General features: G+C 38.6%; 8 protein-coding genes and 2 pseudogenes. All 10 read right to left on the bottom strand.

Features of this window, described 5'->3' with window-relative positions:
- Positions 1-55 precede the first annotated feature (55 nt).
- The 10 genes and pseudogenes from KTH90_RS23090 to KTH90_RS23045 all read right to left on the bottom strand — a co-directional run bounded on the left by KTH90_RS23090 (position 56) and on the right by KTH90_RS23045 (position 16,681).
- Positions 56-688: a TetR/AcrR family transcriptional regulator gene (locus KTH90_RS23090; protein ID WP_158350945.1), complete on the bottom strand. Its 633-nt coding sequence runs from the start codon at positions 686-688 to the stop codon at positions 56-58.
- Between the two features lie 406 nt (positions 689-1,094).
- Positions 1,095-1,436 (bottom strand): arsenate reductase family protein, encoded by a 342-nt coding sequence (locus tag KTH90_RS23085; protein WP_158350943.1) that lies wholly within the window; start codon positions 1,434-1,436, stop codon positions 1,095-1,097.
- 190 nt (positions 1,437-1,626) lie between these two features.
- Entirely contained in the window at positions 1,627-1,800 is a 174-nt protein-coding gene (locus KTH90_RS23080; protein WP_238727529.1) for a hypothetical protein, read from the bottom strand.
- A 14-nt stretch (positions 1,801-1,814) separates the two neighbouring features.
- Positions 1,815-2,613, bottom strand: a pseudogene (locus KTH90_RS23075) (nucleotidyltransferase domain-containing protein).
- Positions 2,603-3,621 (bottom strand): annotated as a pseudogene (locus tag KTH90_RS23070) (nucleotidyltransferase domain-containing protein). The pseudogenes KTH90_RS23075 and KTH90_RS23070 overlap by 11 nt, the downstream one beginning before the upstream one ends.
- 384 nt (positions 3,622-4,005) lie before the next feature.
- Positions 4,006-4,377, bottom strand: coding sequence for a hypothetical protein (locus tag KTH90_RS23065; RefSeq protein WP_158350941.1), 372 nt, complete (start codon positions 4,375-4,377; stop codon positions 4,006-4,008).
- 93 nt (positions 4,378-4,470) lie between these two features.
- A complete protein-coding gene (locus KTH90_RS23060; RefSeq protein WP_158350939.1) occupies positions 4,471-8,691 on the bottom strand; it encodes a hypothetical protein in 4,221 nt (1,406 codons plus the stop codon).
- A gap of 26 nt (positions 8,692-8,717) precedes the next feature.
- Positions 8,718-9,587, bottom strand: a complete 870-nt coding sequence (locus KTH90_RS23055; RefSeq protein WP_158350937.1) for a DUF4007 family protein — start codon at positions 9,585-9,587, stop codon at positions 8,718-8,720.
- Positions 9,588-9,590: 3 nt separating this feature from the next.
- Positions 9,591-15,167, bottom strand: coding sequence for a helicase HerA domain-containing protein (locus KTH90_RS23050; RefSeq protein WP_238727528.1), 5,577 nt, complete (start codon positions 15,165-15,167; stop codon positions 9,591-9,593).
- Positions 15,164-16,681, bottom strand: coding sequence for a hypothetical protein (locus KTH90_RS23045; RefSeq protein WP_158350933.1), 1,518 nt, complete (start codon positions 16,679-16,681; stop codon positions 15,164-15,166). The genes KTH90_RS23050 and KTH90_RS23045 overlap by 4 nt, the downstream gene beginning before the upstream one ends.
- Positions 16,682-16,689: the final 8 nt, after the last annotated feature.

The raw sequence follows: 16,689 nt of genomic DNA, 5'->3' as shown, positions 1-16,689 counted from the left end.
GTAGTAAGAATCTTTGGATGGAAATATTTCTGCATTTATCTACAATGCGGACATATCAAAGTGCATATTTTTCCGGTGAGAATATAGTATCAAATCCTACCATGTGATAGGTTTTCAGCATGTTAATATATTTTACCGCTTCTTCTTTACTCATGTTGTGACGGACCACCTCAAACACCCCCTCGAAATAAGCGGTGGAAACCATATGCAGGAAATCTTCCGTAACTGCGCCTGATTTGACGCTTTCACAGCCGATAACGTCCATATATTTATAGGTGTATTCCACCTCTATCCGAACCATCTCATCCAGGAAGTTAAAATACTTCGTCCCGGCCGGAGCCTCCAGTAGAAGCCGGAACGTATCGAAATTCCCATAGATATAATCCAGCATCATGTCCATACTGTCAGAGGAATATCGCTGCACGGTATTTTTCTGAGTTTCCTCATCCATCATATGGAACTTTTCCTGCGTTTCACAAAAAAGCTGCATTATTCCATCCACCACGGGGTCTGCGATTGCACGGAACAGCCCTTCTTTGTCCCCAAAGCGGGTGTAGATAGATCCGGTTGTTGTTTCAGCCTTTGCCGCGATGGTCCGCAGCGAGGCGTCTGTGTATCCTTTTTCCAGAAATTCCTCTTTTGCGCAGGTAAGTATTTTCTCATAGACACCCTGGATTTGTTTTGCCATGATATTGCCTCAATTCATAACGTTGTTTCGAAACACCGTTATGAATATAACATTGTTTTTGTTTGGTGTCAAGTTTTTTCTGTTTTTTACAATCTATTTATCCGTATTGTCTGCGGACTCTTTCGACCTGGGTTGTCCGTGTACTCTCAAATTGTATGCGAAATCAGTTAGAAATCAGATAATACACCATATGAAATATCTTAAGATAGGAAGAACCTGTGAACCAGCCTGTCATACCCTGCACTTACTAATACAAAAAAATCGGGCCGTCTGGTATCTTTGCAACCAGCCGGCCCGATTACTTATTTTAATAAAATATATTCCCGCGGCCTCTTATTACAGCTTCGTCCCTGCCGGAATACGCAAGATTTTCTAATGGCTTTACTGAGGCCAAAAGACTTCCTGATTAGCTCCATCCCTTCCACACTTCCGGCCGATAGCCTAGCGTAGACTGCTTTCCGTTTCTAACAACCGGTGTCCTGATCACTTGAGGATTCTCCAGAATCTTCTCCAGCTTATCCTCATCGGCAATGTACTTGATCAACGCGAGCGTATCCTGGTCCCTGCCTTCCCAGTTAATCATTTTTTCTATTCCGCCATTAGCCTGAGCAACGGAAGTAAACTCTCCTTTGCTCATGCCCTTTTCTTTCATATCGATATATTGATACTTGATGCCGCGCTCCTTGAAGAAACGCTCCGCCTTTTTTGTATCATTGCACTTCTTTGTACCGAAAATCTGTATATTCATCTACTTTTTAACCTCACCTGTGCAATTAAGAATACCGCCAATTTGCTTCTTCTTACAATATATAATCATTTAAAATCATCAAACCAAAGTTTCCTGATTAAATACGTTCGACTGCTCTATGTCGGTCACAACAAACAAAATATTTAATCGCATAAACTACATCTTCCTGCTTAGGATCAGCTTTACCGCATCAATCAGATCCCTGTTTTATTCTCTTCTCAAGCTCCCAGAAATGATCAGAGGCGTTTCCCGGAGAGCTTAGCAAATCAATATATTCCTTTGTCAGCTGCTCCATGTAATGCTCCTGCCACTGCGGAACTCTCTCCCGATACAATTTCCAGTCCTGTTTTGAGATTTCTACCATAATAAATGATCCTCTTAATCTATGTATCCATTACCTTTTACTAGTTTTCTGAATTCCATCTCCAGAGGTTCCCAGTCTGGGTTCCTGTCGTCTGCCATGGCTTCAACGAGTGCCTTATAATACGTCAGTTTTTCCTGAATGTACCGATTAATCACTTCAATCTTGGGGGCCTGGTCCGCCTCAGACATTTTAACCTTCTTAGTCAAAAGATCATCCACTGCTGCCTTCATATGATTTTCCAACACTGAATTAACTAATTCATCAAACAGTACCGGCGGAGGGCCTTTTCTCCTCTATCCACTTACAAGCCAGGAGAGGGCGCAGCAAATAAAAATATTTCTTATACTTCACCATATCATCCTTCAGATACTCATGATAATTCTTGTTGGCAGTACCGTAATAATGATACAGTGCTGACTTGCATGAGAAGTATTTCCAAGCCACATCGCTGTATATTTTCTTCCATACATCAGTGGTGTAATACACTACCGGTGAATTGCTCCACTCAAATAATGTGGCACTAGATTTATGAAAATGCTGTAATGCTTTTTTCAGATCCCATCCGTTTATATCAAGCACCTCGTTTAATTCCCAATCGATATAATCTTTAGTATTTCTTAGGGACAGATAAAAGTCCTGATCTCTCATATAAATAAATCTCACATCGTAATCGCTGTCCGGTGATGCAAAGCCCCACGCTCTACTACCAGATTCAATCACATGTAAAACAATGATATGCTCTTTTTCCTCAATCTCTCTTATCTTAAGAAGAACCAGCTCTTCCACTGATCCTTCGAAGTCCTTATATCTCATCACGAATCACTCTTTCATTTATCGTCATCACCAGTTCCTGAACCTTTGATAGATCTGGTTCCTCCGGTAAGTCTGTATTCTTTGCAGCATAATGCAATTTCTTTTCATAATCTGACAGCATCTCATAGAAACTTTCATGGAATGTTCCATCTCCCTTCTGGAATTTTCCCAAGCGAATATCCATCAGAAGGTCATGCTCTTTCTCCCGATAAGTAATGATCTCGCCCCTCTCCAAAATATCTATTGCCATTATAAATAACCTGATCAAATGCATAGCATGTTTATTCAAATGCTGATCATCCTTCTTTTTATTACGCTTTCCAATCTTCTCATAGTCCCGAACAACATTTGCCATCGTATTCCACATGCTGGAATAGTCCCGAAGAGGATAATGTGTCATATTAGCATTCACAAATATTTCCGTTTCAAGTTCCGGATTCTCGGCAGTGTCAATAAATATCTCTATACTGCCACTTTCAAAATGATTATAACGATTGTTAAATTCATGCATCGCATTCGTTACAGAATTGAAAATATGCTGTTCTTTTTCACTTTGTGGAAAAGATTCTCTGGCAAGAGCATTCTGCAGCCTTCTAAGCTGTGCATCCGCATATCCGCCAAAAGAATTGATCGCACGTCTTGAAAGAAATAGCCTTCTATTATCCAACAGCATCCGGCCTATATCGTTCAAATAAAGATAGTGCTCCGGATTTAGACCTAATATTTTTCAATGGTATTAGGGTTACAGCTTATCAGAAGTGTAACTATTTTCTGAAACGCATAAATCACCGTATCAGTACTTTCATCCACATACTGTTCGAAGTGTGAAAGCCCAATCAGATCAGCTTTCTGATTCAATGTTATTCCTCTGATATCAATATCGCTCGTTTAAATATTGGTATCATAAGAATAACTGCCTGCGAGTCCCAGGAGAATCACATGCTTGCCAAGATGCTCATTGGTCTTGATAAAGTCATATTCCAGTTTTCTGTATAATTTCCTTATAATCCAATTGTCTCACTCCTTGCAGCTGTATTGATCGTCTCTAATAAGTTTTATGATTTTTACTGAGATTGACATTTCGGAAGTTTCTTTACACAGGTATTTATAACACTCATCATAGGTCTGCTTTTTGTAGTATGCTTCCTTCCAGTGGTTGGATTATTCAACCCATTTCCAGAAACATTCCAACAGTGATTCCTTATTAACTCTAAGACTTTAAATCAGCAGGTAACATATCCGACTTCTTTTCAAACCTAATGTGATATAATTAGTATATTGCTGCAAATTCCTGGCAGTCTACTGGAATTGATAAATTGATCGTAACAAACATATTCTTAAGAGTTGCGTCATTTATCGCCCCACTTATCCTTGTGTCCCCTCATGGTACAACTAGCAAAGCCCCAAATCATTCGCATATTTTATATATATCTGTTCTGCCTCATTAATAATTTTCTGAGGATTCTCCAAATATTCCTGAACAATTTCTTTCTGAAGTTTTGTTGCCTGCATACCAGAGTACTTTATATCCGGATCCAAACTCCGGATTCTACCTGATTGCATGTGAATTCCTGCAAAATCTCTGAAAATGTCAGAAACCATTTCACCAGTGATCATTTCTTCACGTTTCCTTAAAAAATTACTAATGGTCCAGTGGGAAGCCGTAATCTCTTCTGCCGAAAGATATTTAGTGCTAAAATATCCTACTACAAGAATAATAACTTCTTCCCGCTCCCATCTTCTCTGCTGATGTGCTTCTCCCATTACAAATATCCACTCTCTTTCCGAATTCCCAATTATCACATTTTACACGGCCGTTTTCGGCAGCTGGATCGCAATCGAAGATCTGTAATCACTTTATTTATCCGCTGATATCATTTTTAAGAACTCTACTTTTTCTTCATCATTAAGCTTATGAAACAAGATAAATACCCCCTGCACACGGCTCTTGTGCAATTGAGCTTCAACTTTGAAAGATACATCATTATATCGATTCAAAGAGGAAGCATCCAAGTACACCGGTAATTCCTGCGTTCGGTCCAGCCAATTTGAACAGTCTATTGCACTCATGCTATCAATACTATTTTCTATCGGTAAAATATAGCGCGAAATCCAATCCGTCTGTTGCTTAACTAAATCGGCCAGTTTCATGTCGAGTTCTGTAGTTACTGCCAAATTGCACTTTCCTAAGTCATCTGCGTGTAACGTTTTTTGATAATTTTTCAAATCATCAATGTTCTCAGGCATTTTTTCAATTATTGATTTTGCAGCTGCAATCTGGTTTAAAGTTTCATTTACGGAAGAAACATCTTCCTCTTTAAGGCCAAGTTCTAATATTGCCGAAAGTTTATCACGATATTGAATCAGTTCTGGCAAACTCTGTATCAGAGAAACTTTATTTAGGACATCCCGGAAGCTAAACGAAATATCATCAAGACGTTTGGTCAATATAGTGATTGCATTTTTTACCTTCGCCTCGTGCTCTTTTAAAAGAGTTTCCGGCATATCTGTAATATTTAAGAAGAAACGCTCCCAGCCTTTCATTTTTTCAAGCGCTGTACTACAGGTAGAATAACCCATAGCGCTTGCGTCCGATATCATAGCAATATCTTTATATAACTCAACAAATGTGGCTTCATATTTATTCTTTGCAAGCAGTTCCTCCTCTAATTCAAGTGCACGAGATTCAATGGCACACGCATATTTTTCGTATCCCTGGTTTCGGAATTTTTGAGCTGTTCTTCTACTCCTCTCTTTAAATTGAGATAATTGCGTTATATCACAAGTTAATTTATTGATGGCTACAATCCCTTTTTTGTTCAAAAGTTCATTCGCTTCATTTTTGAGTTTCTCCATTTTTTCTTTATAATTATCGCTATATGTAAAAGGTAAAGAATTGGAAATCGGTATATTTGTATCTACATAGCATTCAAATACATTGACAAACTGATAAATCCTGAAGCTCTTTTTTACACTATCAAGGATATCCTGTCCTTTATTCAACTTGTCATAAATTTCAGCTCTTAACTTAATGCCCTCATCAAGACGTGTTGACGCAGACGCAATTATCACTTTGTCAGACTGACTATCCCCTTCTTGTGCGAGCAAATCTTCTAGTTTTTTCTTATAATTCTGACAATCCTCCACTAAAGTGCATCCCATAATCTCCTTGCACAGTTCCTGTATCGGATCAACATTTACTTGCTTATTTTTCTGAAGCCGAATCTTTAAAAATTCCTTCGGCTGCAATTTAAGGTTTTTAAATATATTGCTACTAAGATGCGCAGGCTGAAGTCTCTCACTGCCAAAGTAACATCGTATATTTTTATCCTGATAGGCAATAAAGTAAAACGTAAATAATGCAATCGCATTAACATTCATACCATAAGGCGCTTTTGTGAAGCGACCGAACAATTGTGTAACGCTAAGGGCTTCGTCATCCTTTAAGGTCTCTTCTACAAGGTTAAAAATATGCAGCATCTGTGTATTATTCGGCTTGATAAAAGTACAGGTGTTATCGAATACCTGCCACGAGGTTGTACCATTCACCGCCAAACATGCTTTAATTCGATTTTTTTCATCGGTAGATAAAGCATTATAACTCTGAATATTCATCAATGTTCTATCAAACATTTTGGTACATATATTAGCCAGATATCGACGGGCCGCAACTGGCGACTTGTTTTCGAAACCATCAAACATGAAGGCAGGCGCCTGATAATATATTTCTTCAAATTTTGATGTGCACAACGGACTCAAACGCATCTGATATTGTCTTAGGCCTTCATCCACAATAAATAATCTGTCTCGCACGAGCGATTTGAAAGTATTAACAATATCTTCATCTACAGACTTATGTTGCAAAGTAATGTGTTTTTGAAAACGTTCCGCGTCTGCTGTTGAGAAACGGTTGAGCACATTTTTTAAAGTTAGCCCCGATACTATTTTTCCAACGTGATCATCCAGGAACGTGATAAGTAACGGATAATTAGAAATACCAAGATGCTTGTGAAGTTCACTTAACCTTATGATTTCTCGATCGGAATCTTTCGAACAATAAGCAAATATGACTTCTCCTCTATAACCTTCTCCACTATAATCCATATCAAGTTCTCTTAACTCATGCATTAACAAAGTATCCGTTATATCCGCGGAATCCATCAGTTTCTTTTTAAATTTCCATTCCGTGGAGGATATATGGTGCTGTTGCGCAAAAGCCGTTTCAATATCTAAGTTTAACTCAAGTCTTTTTTTTAGAGCATCCTCACAGTCCTCAATAGAAGCGGGCTTCGCCATCATTTTATATCTGGCATATATTCTCTTAAACTCATATATACCGTTTGCCTCTGCGAGCATATCGAATTTATTTGTATTTTCATCATAGGCAATGATACCGTACATATTTTCAAGTCTTTTGAGCGCCGTTATTAATTCATTCTCTTTTAAATCTGAACAATAACGTAAGGCTAACATCACTTCATCACGGCTCAGTAAAACGAAATGTCCGATGTTAACCACAAGAATTGATTTTAATGCTTTTCGCTCATTTTCCCCAAGCTTATCTCCTACTTTTACTATAATATCTTGGTAAAGCATACAGTACTGACTCTGAACCAAACCTTTTTCTTCAGAACTCAGCATTTCCTTATAGATACCTGAATCTATAATATCTATAGGATAAATATACGGAAGCCATGTTCCTTCAATCTCCACTTGCGATATTCTTTCAACCATTTCAGCAGCAAAAGAAATTGCTGAGCGCTGCTGCATCCAGCTATGCATATCGGACAACAACCATACCGTAATTGGATGTAATGGATAGCAGCCCTGCAGAATAACGGTTTTATATAATTCTCTGTTTACCCAAACATCTCTCTTCCGCTTAGACCGATCCCAACGGATAAGTGCGCTCTCAATTTTATCATAGTAGTTCCCATATTTGTTGAGCGCATTACCTATTGCACGTGAGTAAACCACTTCGCTTGTCTTTTGAAGCAGATTGGCTAAAATGGTTTCAAAATTGGATGACAGATACAAAGCCTCACTGGCCTTATAACGTCCTACATATCGAATGACATTAGAAGTTTTTCCTACTCTGGACAAATAAGCCTCCAATTCGTTCTGTACAAAACCAGAGAAAATTATTTTACCATCTGCAGATTGAACCGCCTCGAATATCTGCTGCAAAGCTGCCTCTCCCGCTACATCAGGATTTGTAGCAGCATACTCAATAAAACGACCGAATTCATCAAACAAAATAAGAATTTTATTAAATGGCTTATTCTCTCCGCACAGTTTTGTGCATACCTCTGTCAGGATGTCTCCAGCGGACAGTCCACGATCCCACCTGATCGAATCGCCCGTTATTTCTTTATACATAGTATTTACAACCGTTATGGTTCGATTATCAGACTCTATGTTTGACATCAGATAACCCCGTAAATCATCGCCTTTAAAATTAAGACCAGACTCTGCAGCATAAGATTCAAATTGAGACTGATTCTTTGAAAATGCCTTTTCTACAAATTGCCGGGCAATATCATACGACTTGGTAAGCGACCTTAAGACTTCATCCGTCATGCCGTTTTGTGATAATGTCACTCTGACACATTTTAGTATCTCAGAATCAAGATTGAAATTATTCATACCATTGAGTACAATAACCAAATTCTTTTTTGTATTAACCTGGCAGATTTTCTCTGCAATATTTTTATCTGCTATCCTGATTTTATTAAGGACCAGATCGGACAGATCTTTGTCTCCTGAAAATAACCCTGCTAAACTAACCGCAAGATGAGATTTGCCGGCGCCGTATCCTGCTATTGTCATAATAAAATTATTATTGGGTTTTGTCTTATAGAGCTTCATTGCAAGATTTAGCGCAAAAGATGCCGTATCTACCAATTTATGACCGTTAAGATCCACGTCTACCTCAGACACGCCAAAATATTTGGGTCCATGGAAGACATAGCTCTCTGCCACGGCCTCCACTCTTTCCTGATCATAAAACCACTCCGTTTGCACAGCCCCATTAAAGCAACGTTCATTACTAAAATGTACGATATCACATACTTTCATATGCCCCTCCTCATACTACTCCAATATTACAATAGCCTGCTATACAACAGTGGCAATATCCCTGCGACTGTCGCGGAACGCATGATAGTTGCAGGAAAGAGCTGACGATTTACGGATAAAATTCCCTCATTACACAAATCCTCAAGAACTTCATGGACAGAATCATCATTCAGACCAAACACTTTTCCAAATGACAGCTCATTCATTAATTGAATCATTGTAATTTCCATACTATTCGGATAGCACAACTTCCAACTATTTAAAATTGCATATGCATACACAAACAGCAATTCCTCTTTATCCTGAATTTCATTAAATTTAAATTCGCCAGACACATCATCCACATAAAAATATTCCAGGTCAGCAAAAATACCATCTAAATAGCTTCTTTTTACTACGCCGAAAGCTTCTTCGAAGGTTATATCTACACCCCAAAATTTAACCGCCTGATTTAATAGACGCTCCTGCGAGATTCCTTGAATATAGCCAGTATGGGCCTCGTTCACAAGATAGGCCCACTGTATCGCCCCTGAAAATCTTTGTGTGATACCGTAATGACAAATCCATTTTGTGAGGTGATCTTGTAAATATCGATCTTGTTCGAATACTTCCTTCCCCATGTCCGTAAGAGATAACATATAGATTCCCTTTACAACCTCATATGTAATCAAATTCATGTAAGCTGCATATTTGATATTGGGTTCCACTTTTCCTTTTAGGTTTCCGGTAGGAATCCCGGTTATTTCACTTATCTCGAACTTGCTTCCCTGATAGCTTTTAGAAGCAAGTTCCAGAATTTTCGAAATATAACCGGTTTCAGGCTGAAATGTCTCATGAAACTTTAATTGCGAACGATTGATTACTCGTTTACTCTCCTGCTGTTGATTACTTAACATAGATTAGATCCTCTCTTTGAAACTACTCACATTGATCAAAGTTGGCCTTACTGCGCCGAACTGCCCGTTCTGCTTAATACGGTCTCCCTGCACAACACATTGACCTTTTTGGATTCCCTTTATCACATTCTGCCATTCTGCTGTTTCCGATTTATTATCTGCAATTTGATCGGCAATATAGCTCATCTCCTCACCCGTAGGTTTAAAGTAGAGTCGCTCAGCCGCCTGCTGAAGATTTGATATTTCTCCAGAATCTAATGCTCCTTTTAAGAACTGGGTAGCAAACCACGCCGACCAGCCATATTTGCGGCCTTCCCGAAGTATCTTTTCAGCGGGTGATTTTTCTTTAAAAGAAAGATTCTGAGCTTCATCGAGAACCACAACAAAAGGCAAATTTTTATTGCCGAACTTCGTAAGACTATACCAGGCATCCCACATCATAATTTCTGTGACGACCGTTTGAAGTTCTCTATCCAGCCCTGTCAACTGAATAATTGTAACTTTTCCGTCCCCCTGCGTAACATCCTTCCAATTAAATTCTCTTGCCGAATCAAATAAATCCATGTCGAAGAATTGGGCCATCTTGGAAAGAACACTCTTAGCCTGCGCAGATCCCGTTTCTTGGAGAAGATTTCTCAATTTAGCAAAGTCCATTCCAGTTCCATATTGGTCTATTCCCTGCTTACATGCGGTATAGATACTTGCCGCTTGCTGATCGCCAAAAGAATACACGTGTTTCAATATATCTGAAATACGTCCGGCCACTGTAGTTGACTTTTCTGGTACGCTTCCGAACGGCGGGATATCAATCTGCTGTAATCGAAAAGGATTAACGGGTATCCGGTTCACAATCGCCACTTCCTGCGTTATTTTCCCTTCGAGTTTCTTTTCGAATTCAGGTTCCAGTTTTCCCGGCAGAAATCCATCGGTATAATCAAATACAACACTGGATATATTCTGTTCGGCAAGTTCTAAAATCATAGCTTGGATCGCGTATGTCTTACCTTGGCCGGATGTTCCCGTAATCAAAATATGTCGATTCGCCAATTTATTATGGCCAAATTCCCAATATACCGGCATATTTCTCTTATCCTTTCCAAGTAAAACTCTAATATCTTCCAAATTATTCACTCCCGTTAAGGTGGCTTCGTCAACTTCTAAAGAAGAATCCTCACTATCTGGCGCTACAGGGTTAACATTCTCAACATTAGATTGAGAGGCCAAATCGATTATTTCAAAAAAATCAAGATTTTCGTTATCATTGTTTAGCAATTCTACAGTTTTTTTCCCGAGATCCGTAATATGAAAATTACCGACCGAACTATTTTCCAACAATTTTGCCTTTCTCAATTCAGTTATGGCAAAGTCTAACACGGTCTCCCACTTCAAATGGCCATTGCTCTCATACACAATTCTGCAATCCCTTTCTGATATATGAAAGTGATCCTTAAACCACAGAAGGCTCTCCTGTCTTGCATGCTCGTTCAAATCAGCCAAATGTATTAAAAATGGAATATACACATCCTTGGTTTTCGGAATCGTAAGCCCCTCCGCAGTGATTAATTCCATTTCTTGTTCTGTCTCTTCCTCTTCTTCATCCGTTTCTATTGTCGCAATATCATTATAGGCAAAGGCGCTCGTACGGTCTTCGGCCGGTAATAACATCTTCTGAATAAACATTTGGCCGCAGTTATGGCAAACCATACTTCCAATTAATACATTCTGTGATGCAAGCTCAGAAGGCAGTGTCGAATGTATTTCATATTCATCAGGTGTATCATTGTTGTCGTCAAGCCAAAAAGCAAAAATATCTCCTGTCCAATCTATCATATATTCACCATTTAGAATACCATATATCTTTTCGCGGACAATATTATACTCGTTATTTGCGCTACTGGTATCACTCAAATTAAGAGGTGAGAAAATTATTGCACGGTAAAGTTGGTTTAACCAATATCTGTGCATAACCCCTTCTGCGTTAGGCCGCCAATTCATGCTCATGGTCCTTAGGCCTTTTTCAAGTTGCAGCTTTGCCCTCGCAATAAGGCTTTCATTTTTATATCCCATCTTGCACTCAATAATTTTTGCCTTGATCTGTAGTTTTTCACCTACAGCAACATTATTGGGAGTGTATGGAATCTCAATCAGCATAAAGTCTGGTCTCTTATTATCATTACTCACCTCATCGTCTTCCGCAAACCAATGTTTATAAGAGTCTAAACTGATCAAAGCGCGGAGAATATAATTATTATCCTTTTTGGTAAGACCCAACATTTGCAACGTAAGAATATATGCCAGAAAACTGTGTATTTCATAATCATATGGATTGAGCGCTTTCAGTATTCTGCTTCCATCCATGTATTGAGATAACTCATCGACACAATAATTTACTGCTTTTTGAAGTCTATCCTTATCCCAATTCGAGAATTTTTCTGTGATTCTATGGCGCAGCATCTGTTTTATATCTGTCAGAATATCTTTTCTGGCCGACACGGTAACATTTAGTTCACCGTATCTTCCCTCTCCGGTAGTAAAACCAATAATCTTACTGTTCGAGTTCTCCAGTATATGCCGGTCAATTGCCTGGTCTACACACACAACCCATTTGCAGCTCCCATGTGCAACCTCAATAATTGCTTCTTGTATTTCAGTTAATTCCAACGTCCTGTATATGCGATATGTCCCATCCAGACTATGCGGATGCCCCGCAATATGACTAGCCTGCGTATGCTGTTTTGCAGCAAGAAATTGGAACTGGGAAATATTCACCCTGCGCTTTCTGCCATGTGTCGCAGGGATGGTATCCGGTGTAAACGTCATCGGGAATTTCTCATAATTAATATCGATGTCTTCATCTGTACCTAAGTCAAACTGAACTCGTGTCGATTGCAAAATGTTATAGGTAAAGCATAAATCATGGTTCTTTAGTACTTCTTTCATCCCCTCCACATCCGCCTTCGAACAAACTGTGCTATTGTACAGATACGTATTAACTTTTACGGAGCGGTCATCGCTGAAGTAACTGTCAAGCCATCTCCTCAAATAAGCCGCAGAATTCTTCTTGCTGTTCAAACAAATCAGCTTTATGTTTATAGTCGCGGGAAAATATTCATTGTCCAAAATCTTTGCAATTGAATGGACTGCCGAAACTATATGCTGCATATCCGTCGGAGCAATAAAGGCAATCTTGAGGCCATCTACCCTTGCCGGAAATGTTCGTATATAATCCAAAACATTTCTTACAATGATATTGGACTTCGGGGTACTCCGCAGCATGGCTGAAGCGTCTTCATCATCGGCAACCATTGAAGGGCCAAAAGCCGTTCCTTCCAAAATGTCGTTGCTGTTATTTATTCCGTAATATACCCCAAAATATTCCCACATATTTTGGCATACTAAGTATTCATCTGCCTTTTTTATGATCGAATCCGTTGCCTGGGTTATGGACGATAACTGAACTAAATTTGCAAATTTAGATTTTAGCACAGACTCCGAGTATTCTTCTGACATCAGATTGTCCAAAAGTTCGTTAAAGCCTCTGCGGAGAAATAATTGCTGTGCATCCATTTTCTCCAACATTACCGGATTATACGCAGGAACTATGACATCACACATATCACTGTTGCTCAAGACCGCAGTATTGGATGTAATCACAAAAATATTGATCAGCAAATTAATGTTTTCCTTCTGATCATCGGTGAAAGAAGAGTAATGATCATGAACTGATTTCATTAGATTGGTATATGACTGTACTAATGCACGCAGTTTATTTCCCGCATTATAAAACCCATGCTGCGTAAGGGTTAGTGTAAAGTCTTTGAAATCATTACATACAAGGTCAAAAAGACCTGTCAGAGAGTTTTCAAAACATTCTCTTATTTTATTTTTATGTTCGTCAAACAACTCAACTCCACGGAATTTCTGAAGATGAGCATAAAATTCATCTTCACTTTCGCAGTCCAGATATTCCTGTATATTCGAGCACGCAACCAGCGTCGGTAAAATATATGACGCCCCATCAGGATTAACAAAAATATCGGCCAAATAGCTAAACGCATTGAGCCACGGACTGTATGGGGAAAAGGCCCATCTATATTCACACTTATATAAATTTTCATCGTTTGTTGCTGTAACTATAAATTGTACTTTAGAAGGGTTGCCCCATTTGCCGGTACTTTTGATCTTATCTTTTACCTTATCATAGTTGGCAAAATCAAAAGGATCTTCGCAATTAACATCAGAATACTTAAACTCCATCAGTTGCCCATCAATATCGATAGCCAGCTCATTAAAAAAATGCAGAATCCCTCCAACAAAATTGCAAACATGCAAAAAGGAATCCTCTTTCTGATCATCCGGGCGTTCCTCTTTTTGATCATCTGGGCAATCAGACAGAGATATTTTATCCACATATATAGAAATCTGAGTTGGATAAGCGGAATTTGCGCTATAAAAACCTTTTATAACATCCAGAAATATTCTGGAATATACTTCAACCGGCGATCCTGAATAAGTCTGAATTTTTTCTTTGGGCAATTTCGGTAGAGAGGTTCCCACTATCTCGTGAATTATCGAATAATCTACTTCTAACAGTTTAGACCGATTGACATCTAAATCAATCCCCCGCATAAAATCTGTAACTGCCTTTTCAAATTCTTCATAATCCCGGAAAACTGGATTTTCTTCCGGAAATGATGCAGTTGTATCGATGTTATGCCTTTCCGCATATTTTTTAAACTTTAGCTGCAATCTTTCAAGGAATTTTTTTGAAGGAATATCATCACTTCGTTCAATAAATTTAGCGGCACTTGTAATTATCTTCGCACCATCTGATGCTCCCTTATTCAAAATACTAACTTTCGGAACAGCTTTTTTATCAACGATACTTGGAATTCCCCAGGTCACATTCAGCGTCTCACATATATGTGAAACCAATTCCTGGATGGAATCGAATGTCAATTCTTGTAATCCGTCAATAAAATCGCTTAGTTTAAAAATATCTGTGCTTATCTGAGTAAACAAAGCTTTATACAAAGCATGTATTGGCTTCTTATAATCTTCATGTATATCATTGGTCCTGATGATATCTGAAAACCATACACTGTAGTCCCTGCTTAAGGTTGCAATCATACTCTTCGGAGATATCACAAAGGATGTGTCTGCAAGCCCCCCGGTGTCCTGGGCCGCCTCCGTGCCCATTAGTAAGATCAATGATGTTCGCGAGGAAATTTGATTAGCAGACTCATTACGCCATCTGGTGATTGCGTTATTAAAATCGACAAAACTATCTTCCGCATACCCTATGGAATAACTTTCCGAGTAGGTATTATTTTTCCCCTTGTGCAAATAATTCAATGCTTGGTTCCACTCCGGGTGATTTGCCTCCTTAAATTCCTTATATTTCTCACGCGTGAGTTTCGCTATAAACTCCTCAATCCCATACTCTCTCTGGATTTTTTCACAAACACACTGATATATGATTGGATTATTAATTCCTTCAATACGAACAATATTGGATTTAAATGGTTGAATTTGATTAACAATATTCTGATACAACGCATTCACTAGTTGCTTCATCATTCGCCCTCACTTTCATACGGGTTCTCCACTATTGCTGTCGCATCAGATAAATCTCTCAGAAACCCACAATCCTTTAATTTTTGAGCAAAAGCCTTCTTATTTTCTTCAAGAAATGATACGTCTCCAAGTCTCTTTACAGATCCCTTTTCCATTTCTCTGCGGTATTGCTCCGGCGCAATTACCATTCCAAAATGTTGATATAAATGCTCAATGAAATCATCCAACGTATCCATTTTACGTGCCGGAATAATAGAAAGAACTAAAAATTTGATAACATCCTCGGATAGGGTGAAGCGCATTCCCGGCCCCGTGCTTGGAATAATGATTCCAATGGCTTTTCCTAACTTTCTAAACAATCGATACGAATCATTTGCAGCTTTATCAACGTCATCTTGGTCATCAGAAATATTTAATTCACTCCGAAGTTCATCAAGCCCTCTATAAAGATATTTACAAATTACCTCTTCATTATGATTAAAAGCAAGGATTGCCGCCTTCTTTGTCTCTAAGCTTTCGTATTCCTTACAATTCACATCAATTACCCAGCAGTTACTTTCTGTGTCAGTAGCTGCCGCAATGTACATCATTCGCAGCATTTGAAGAATTATCCCAGTTGAAAATATCTCCATCTTTTCGAAAGGATGAGATTTACTATTCAAAAATTCTTTCAATTCAGAGAGTGTATATTGGTTTCTTTTTGAAAATGATACCGGAATCGCACCAAGTCTTTTAGATAGTTCGCGTTTTTCTTTCTCTTCAAATGGAACCTGAATGTAGTTGTCCCAAGTTTCCTGTACGAAATTACACAGATAAGTAAACTGCGGAAAACTACCAACCAATTTACTAAGTCTTCTATCTATTATGGGAGCATACTCCGGATACTGATTAATTGCGCATAAAAGGTGCAGATAATAAATCTCACCGCCTCGACACATATAAGTGTATTTGTTAAATTCAAATTTGTAATCAATATCAGCATCACAAAGTTGAAAACTCAATTTACGCAAAGATTTTACCCCTAAGCTTTCAGGCAAAATCGCTTCTTGGCAAATAGGCAGCAAGCTCTGAGCAAACCAAGCTCTATTCTGGTTAACCGCATTGAAACCGGCCAGTAAATTCTGGACAATTACAATGCTGTTTTTTTTGGCGTTTAAATTTCCACCCTCTACACTCTTCTCTAACTCCCTAATACATTCATCATAAGCCGTGATATCGATTTTTGCCTTTCCATCCAATTTGCTTTTAGGCATAAAAATAAATCGTTTCAATCCCATACGATTTTGAGGATGATATACTAAAATGTCCTCATTAAATGAATCATCAACAGGGAACATACAGTCATAGGATTTCTGAGTTCTTAAGTTCTCTTTTCGTGCAAACGCTACTTGTAGAAATTCAATCATATACTCGTTCTTCGTTTGTCCTGGTTTCAATCTATGTCCAAACAAACGGTTTTGAAGCGATTTAACCATCGTTTTATCATAATTCGCAGGATACATTTCCATATTGCGCATTATTCCTC

Source organism: Diplocloster modestus, assembly GCF_019042245.1.
Classification (GTDB): Bacteria; Bacillota; Clostridia; order Lachnospirales; family Lachnospiraceae; genus Diplocloster; species Diplocloster modestus.
The sequence above is the reverse complement of the archived record's forward strand: the minus strand, read 5'-3'. Positions and strand labels throughout refer to the sequence as shown.

Excerpts from the sequence above, each read along its gene's own strand:
- KTH90_RS23045 (WP_158350933.1), bottom strand. The coding sequence starts at position 16,681 with ATGCGCAATATGGAAATGTATCCTGCGAATTATGATAAAACGATGGTT.
- KTH90_RS23085 (WP_158350943.1), bottom strand. The coding sequence starts at position 1,436 with ATGAATATACAGATTTTCGGTACAAAGAAGTGCAATGATACAAAAAAG.
- KTH90_RS23060 (WP_158350939.1), bottom strand. The coding sequence starts at position 8,691 with ATGAAAGTATGTGATATCGTACATTTTAGTAATGAACGTTGCTTTAAT.
- KTH90_RS23050 (WP_238727528.1), bottom strand. The coding sequence starts at position 15,167 with ATGATGAAGCAACTAGTGAATGCGTTGTATCAGAATATTGTTAATCAA.
- KTH90_RS23065 (WP_158350941.1), bottom strand. The coding sequence starts at position 4,377 with ATGGGAGAAGCACATCAGCAGAGAAGATGGGAGCGGGAAGAAGTTATT.
- KTH90_RS23055 (WP_158350937.1), bottom strand. The coding sequence starts at position 9,587 with ATGTTAAGTAATCAACAGCAGGAGAGTAAACGAGTAATCAATCGTTCG.
- KTH90_RS23090 (WP_158350945.1), bottom strand. The coding sequence starts at position 688 with ATGGCAAAACAAATCCAGGGTGTCTATGAGAAAATACTTACCTGCGCA.
- KTH90_RS23080 (WP_238727529.1), bottom strand. The coding sequence starts at position 1,800 with ATGGTAGAAATCTCAAAACAGGACTGGAAATTGTATCGGGAGAGAGTT.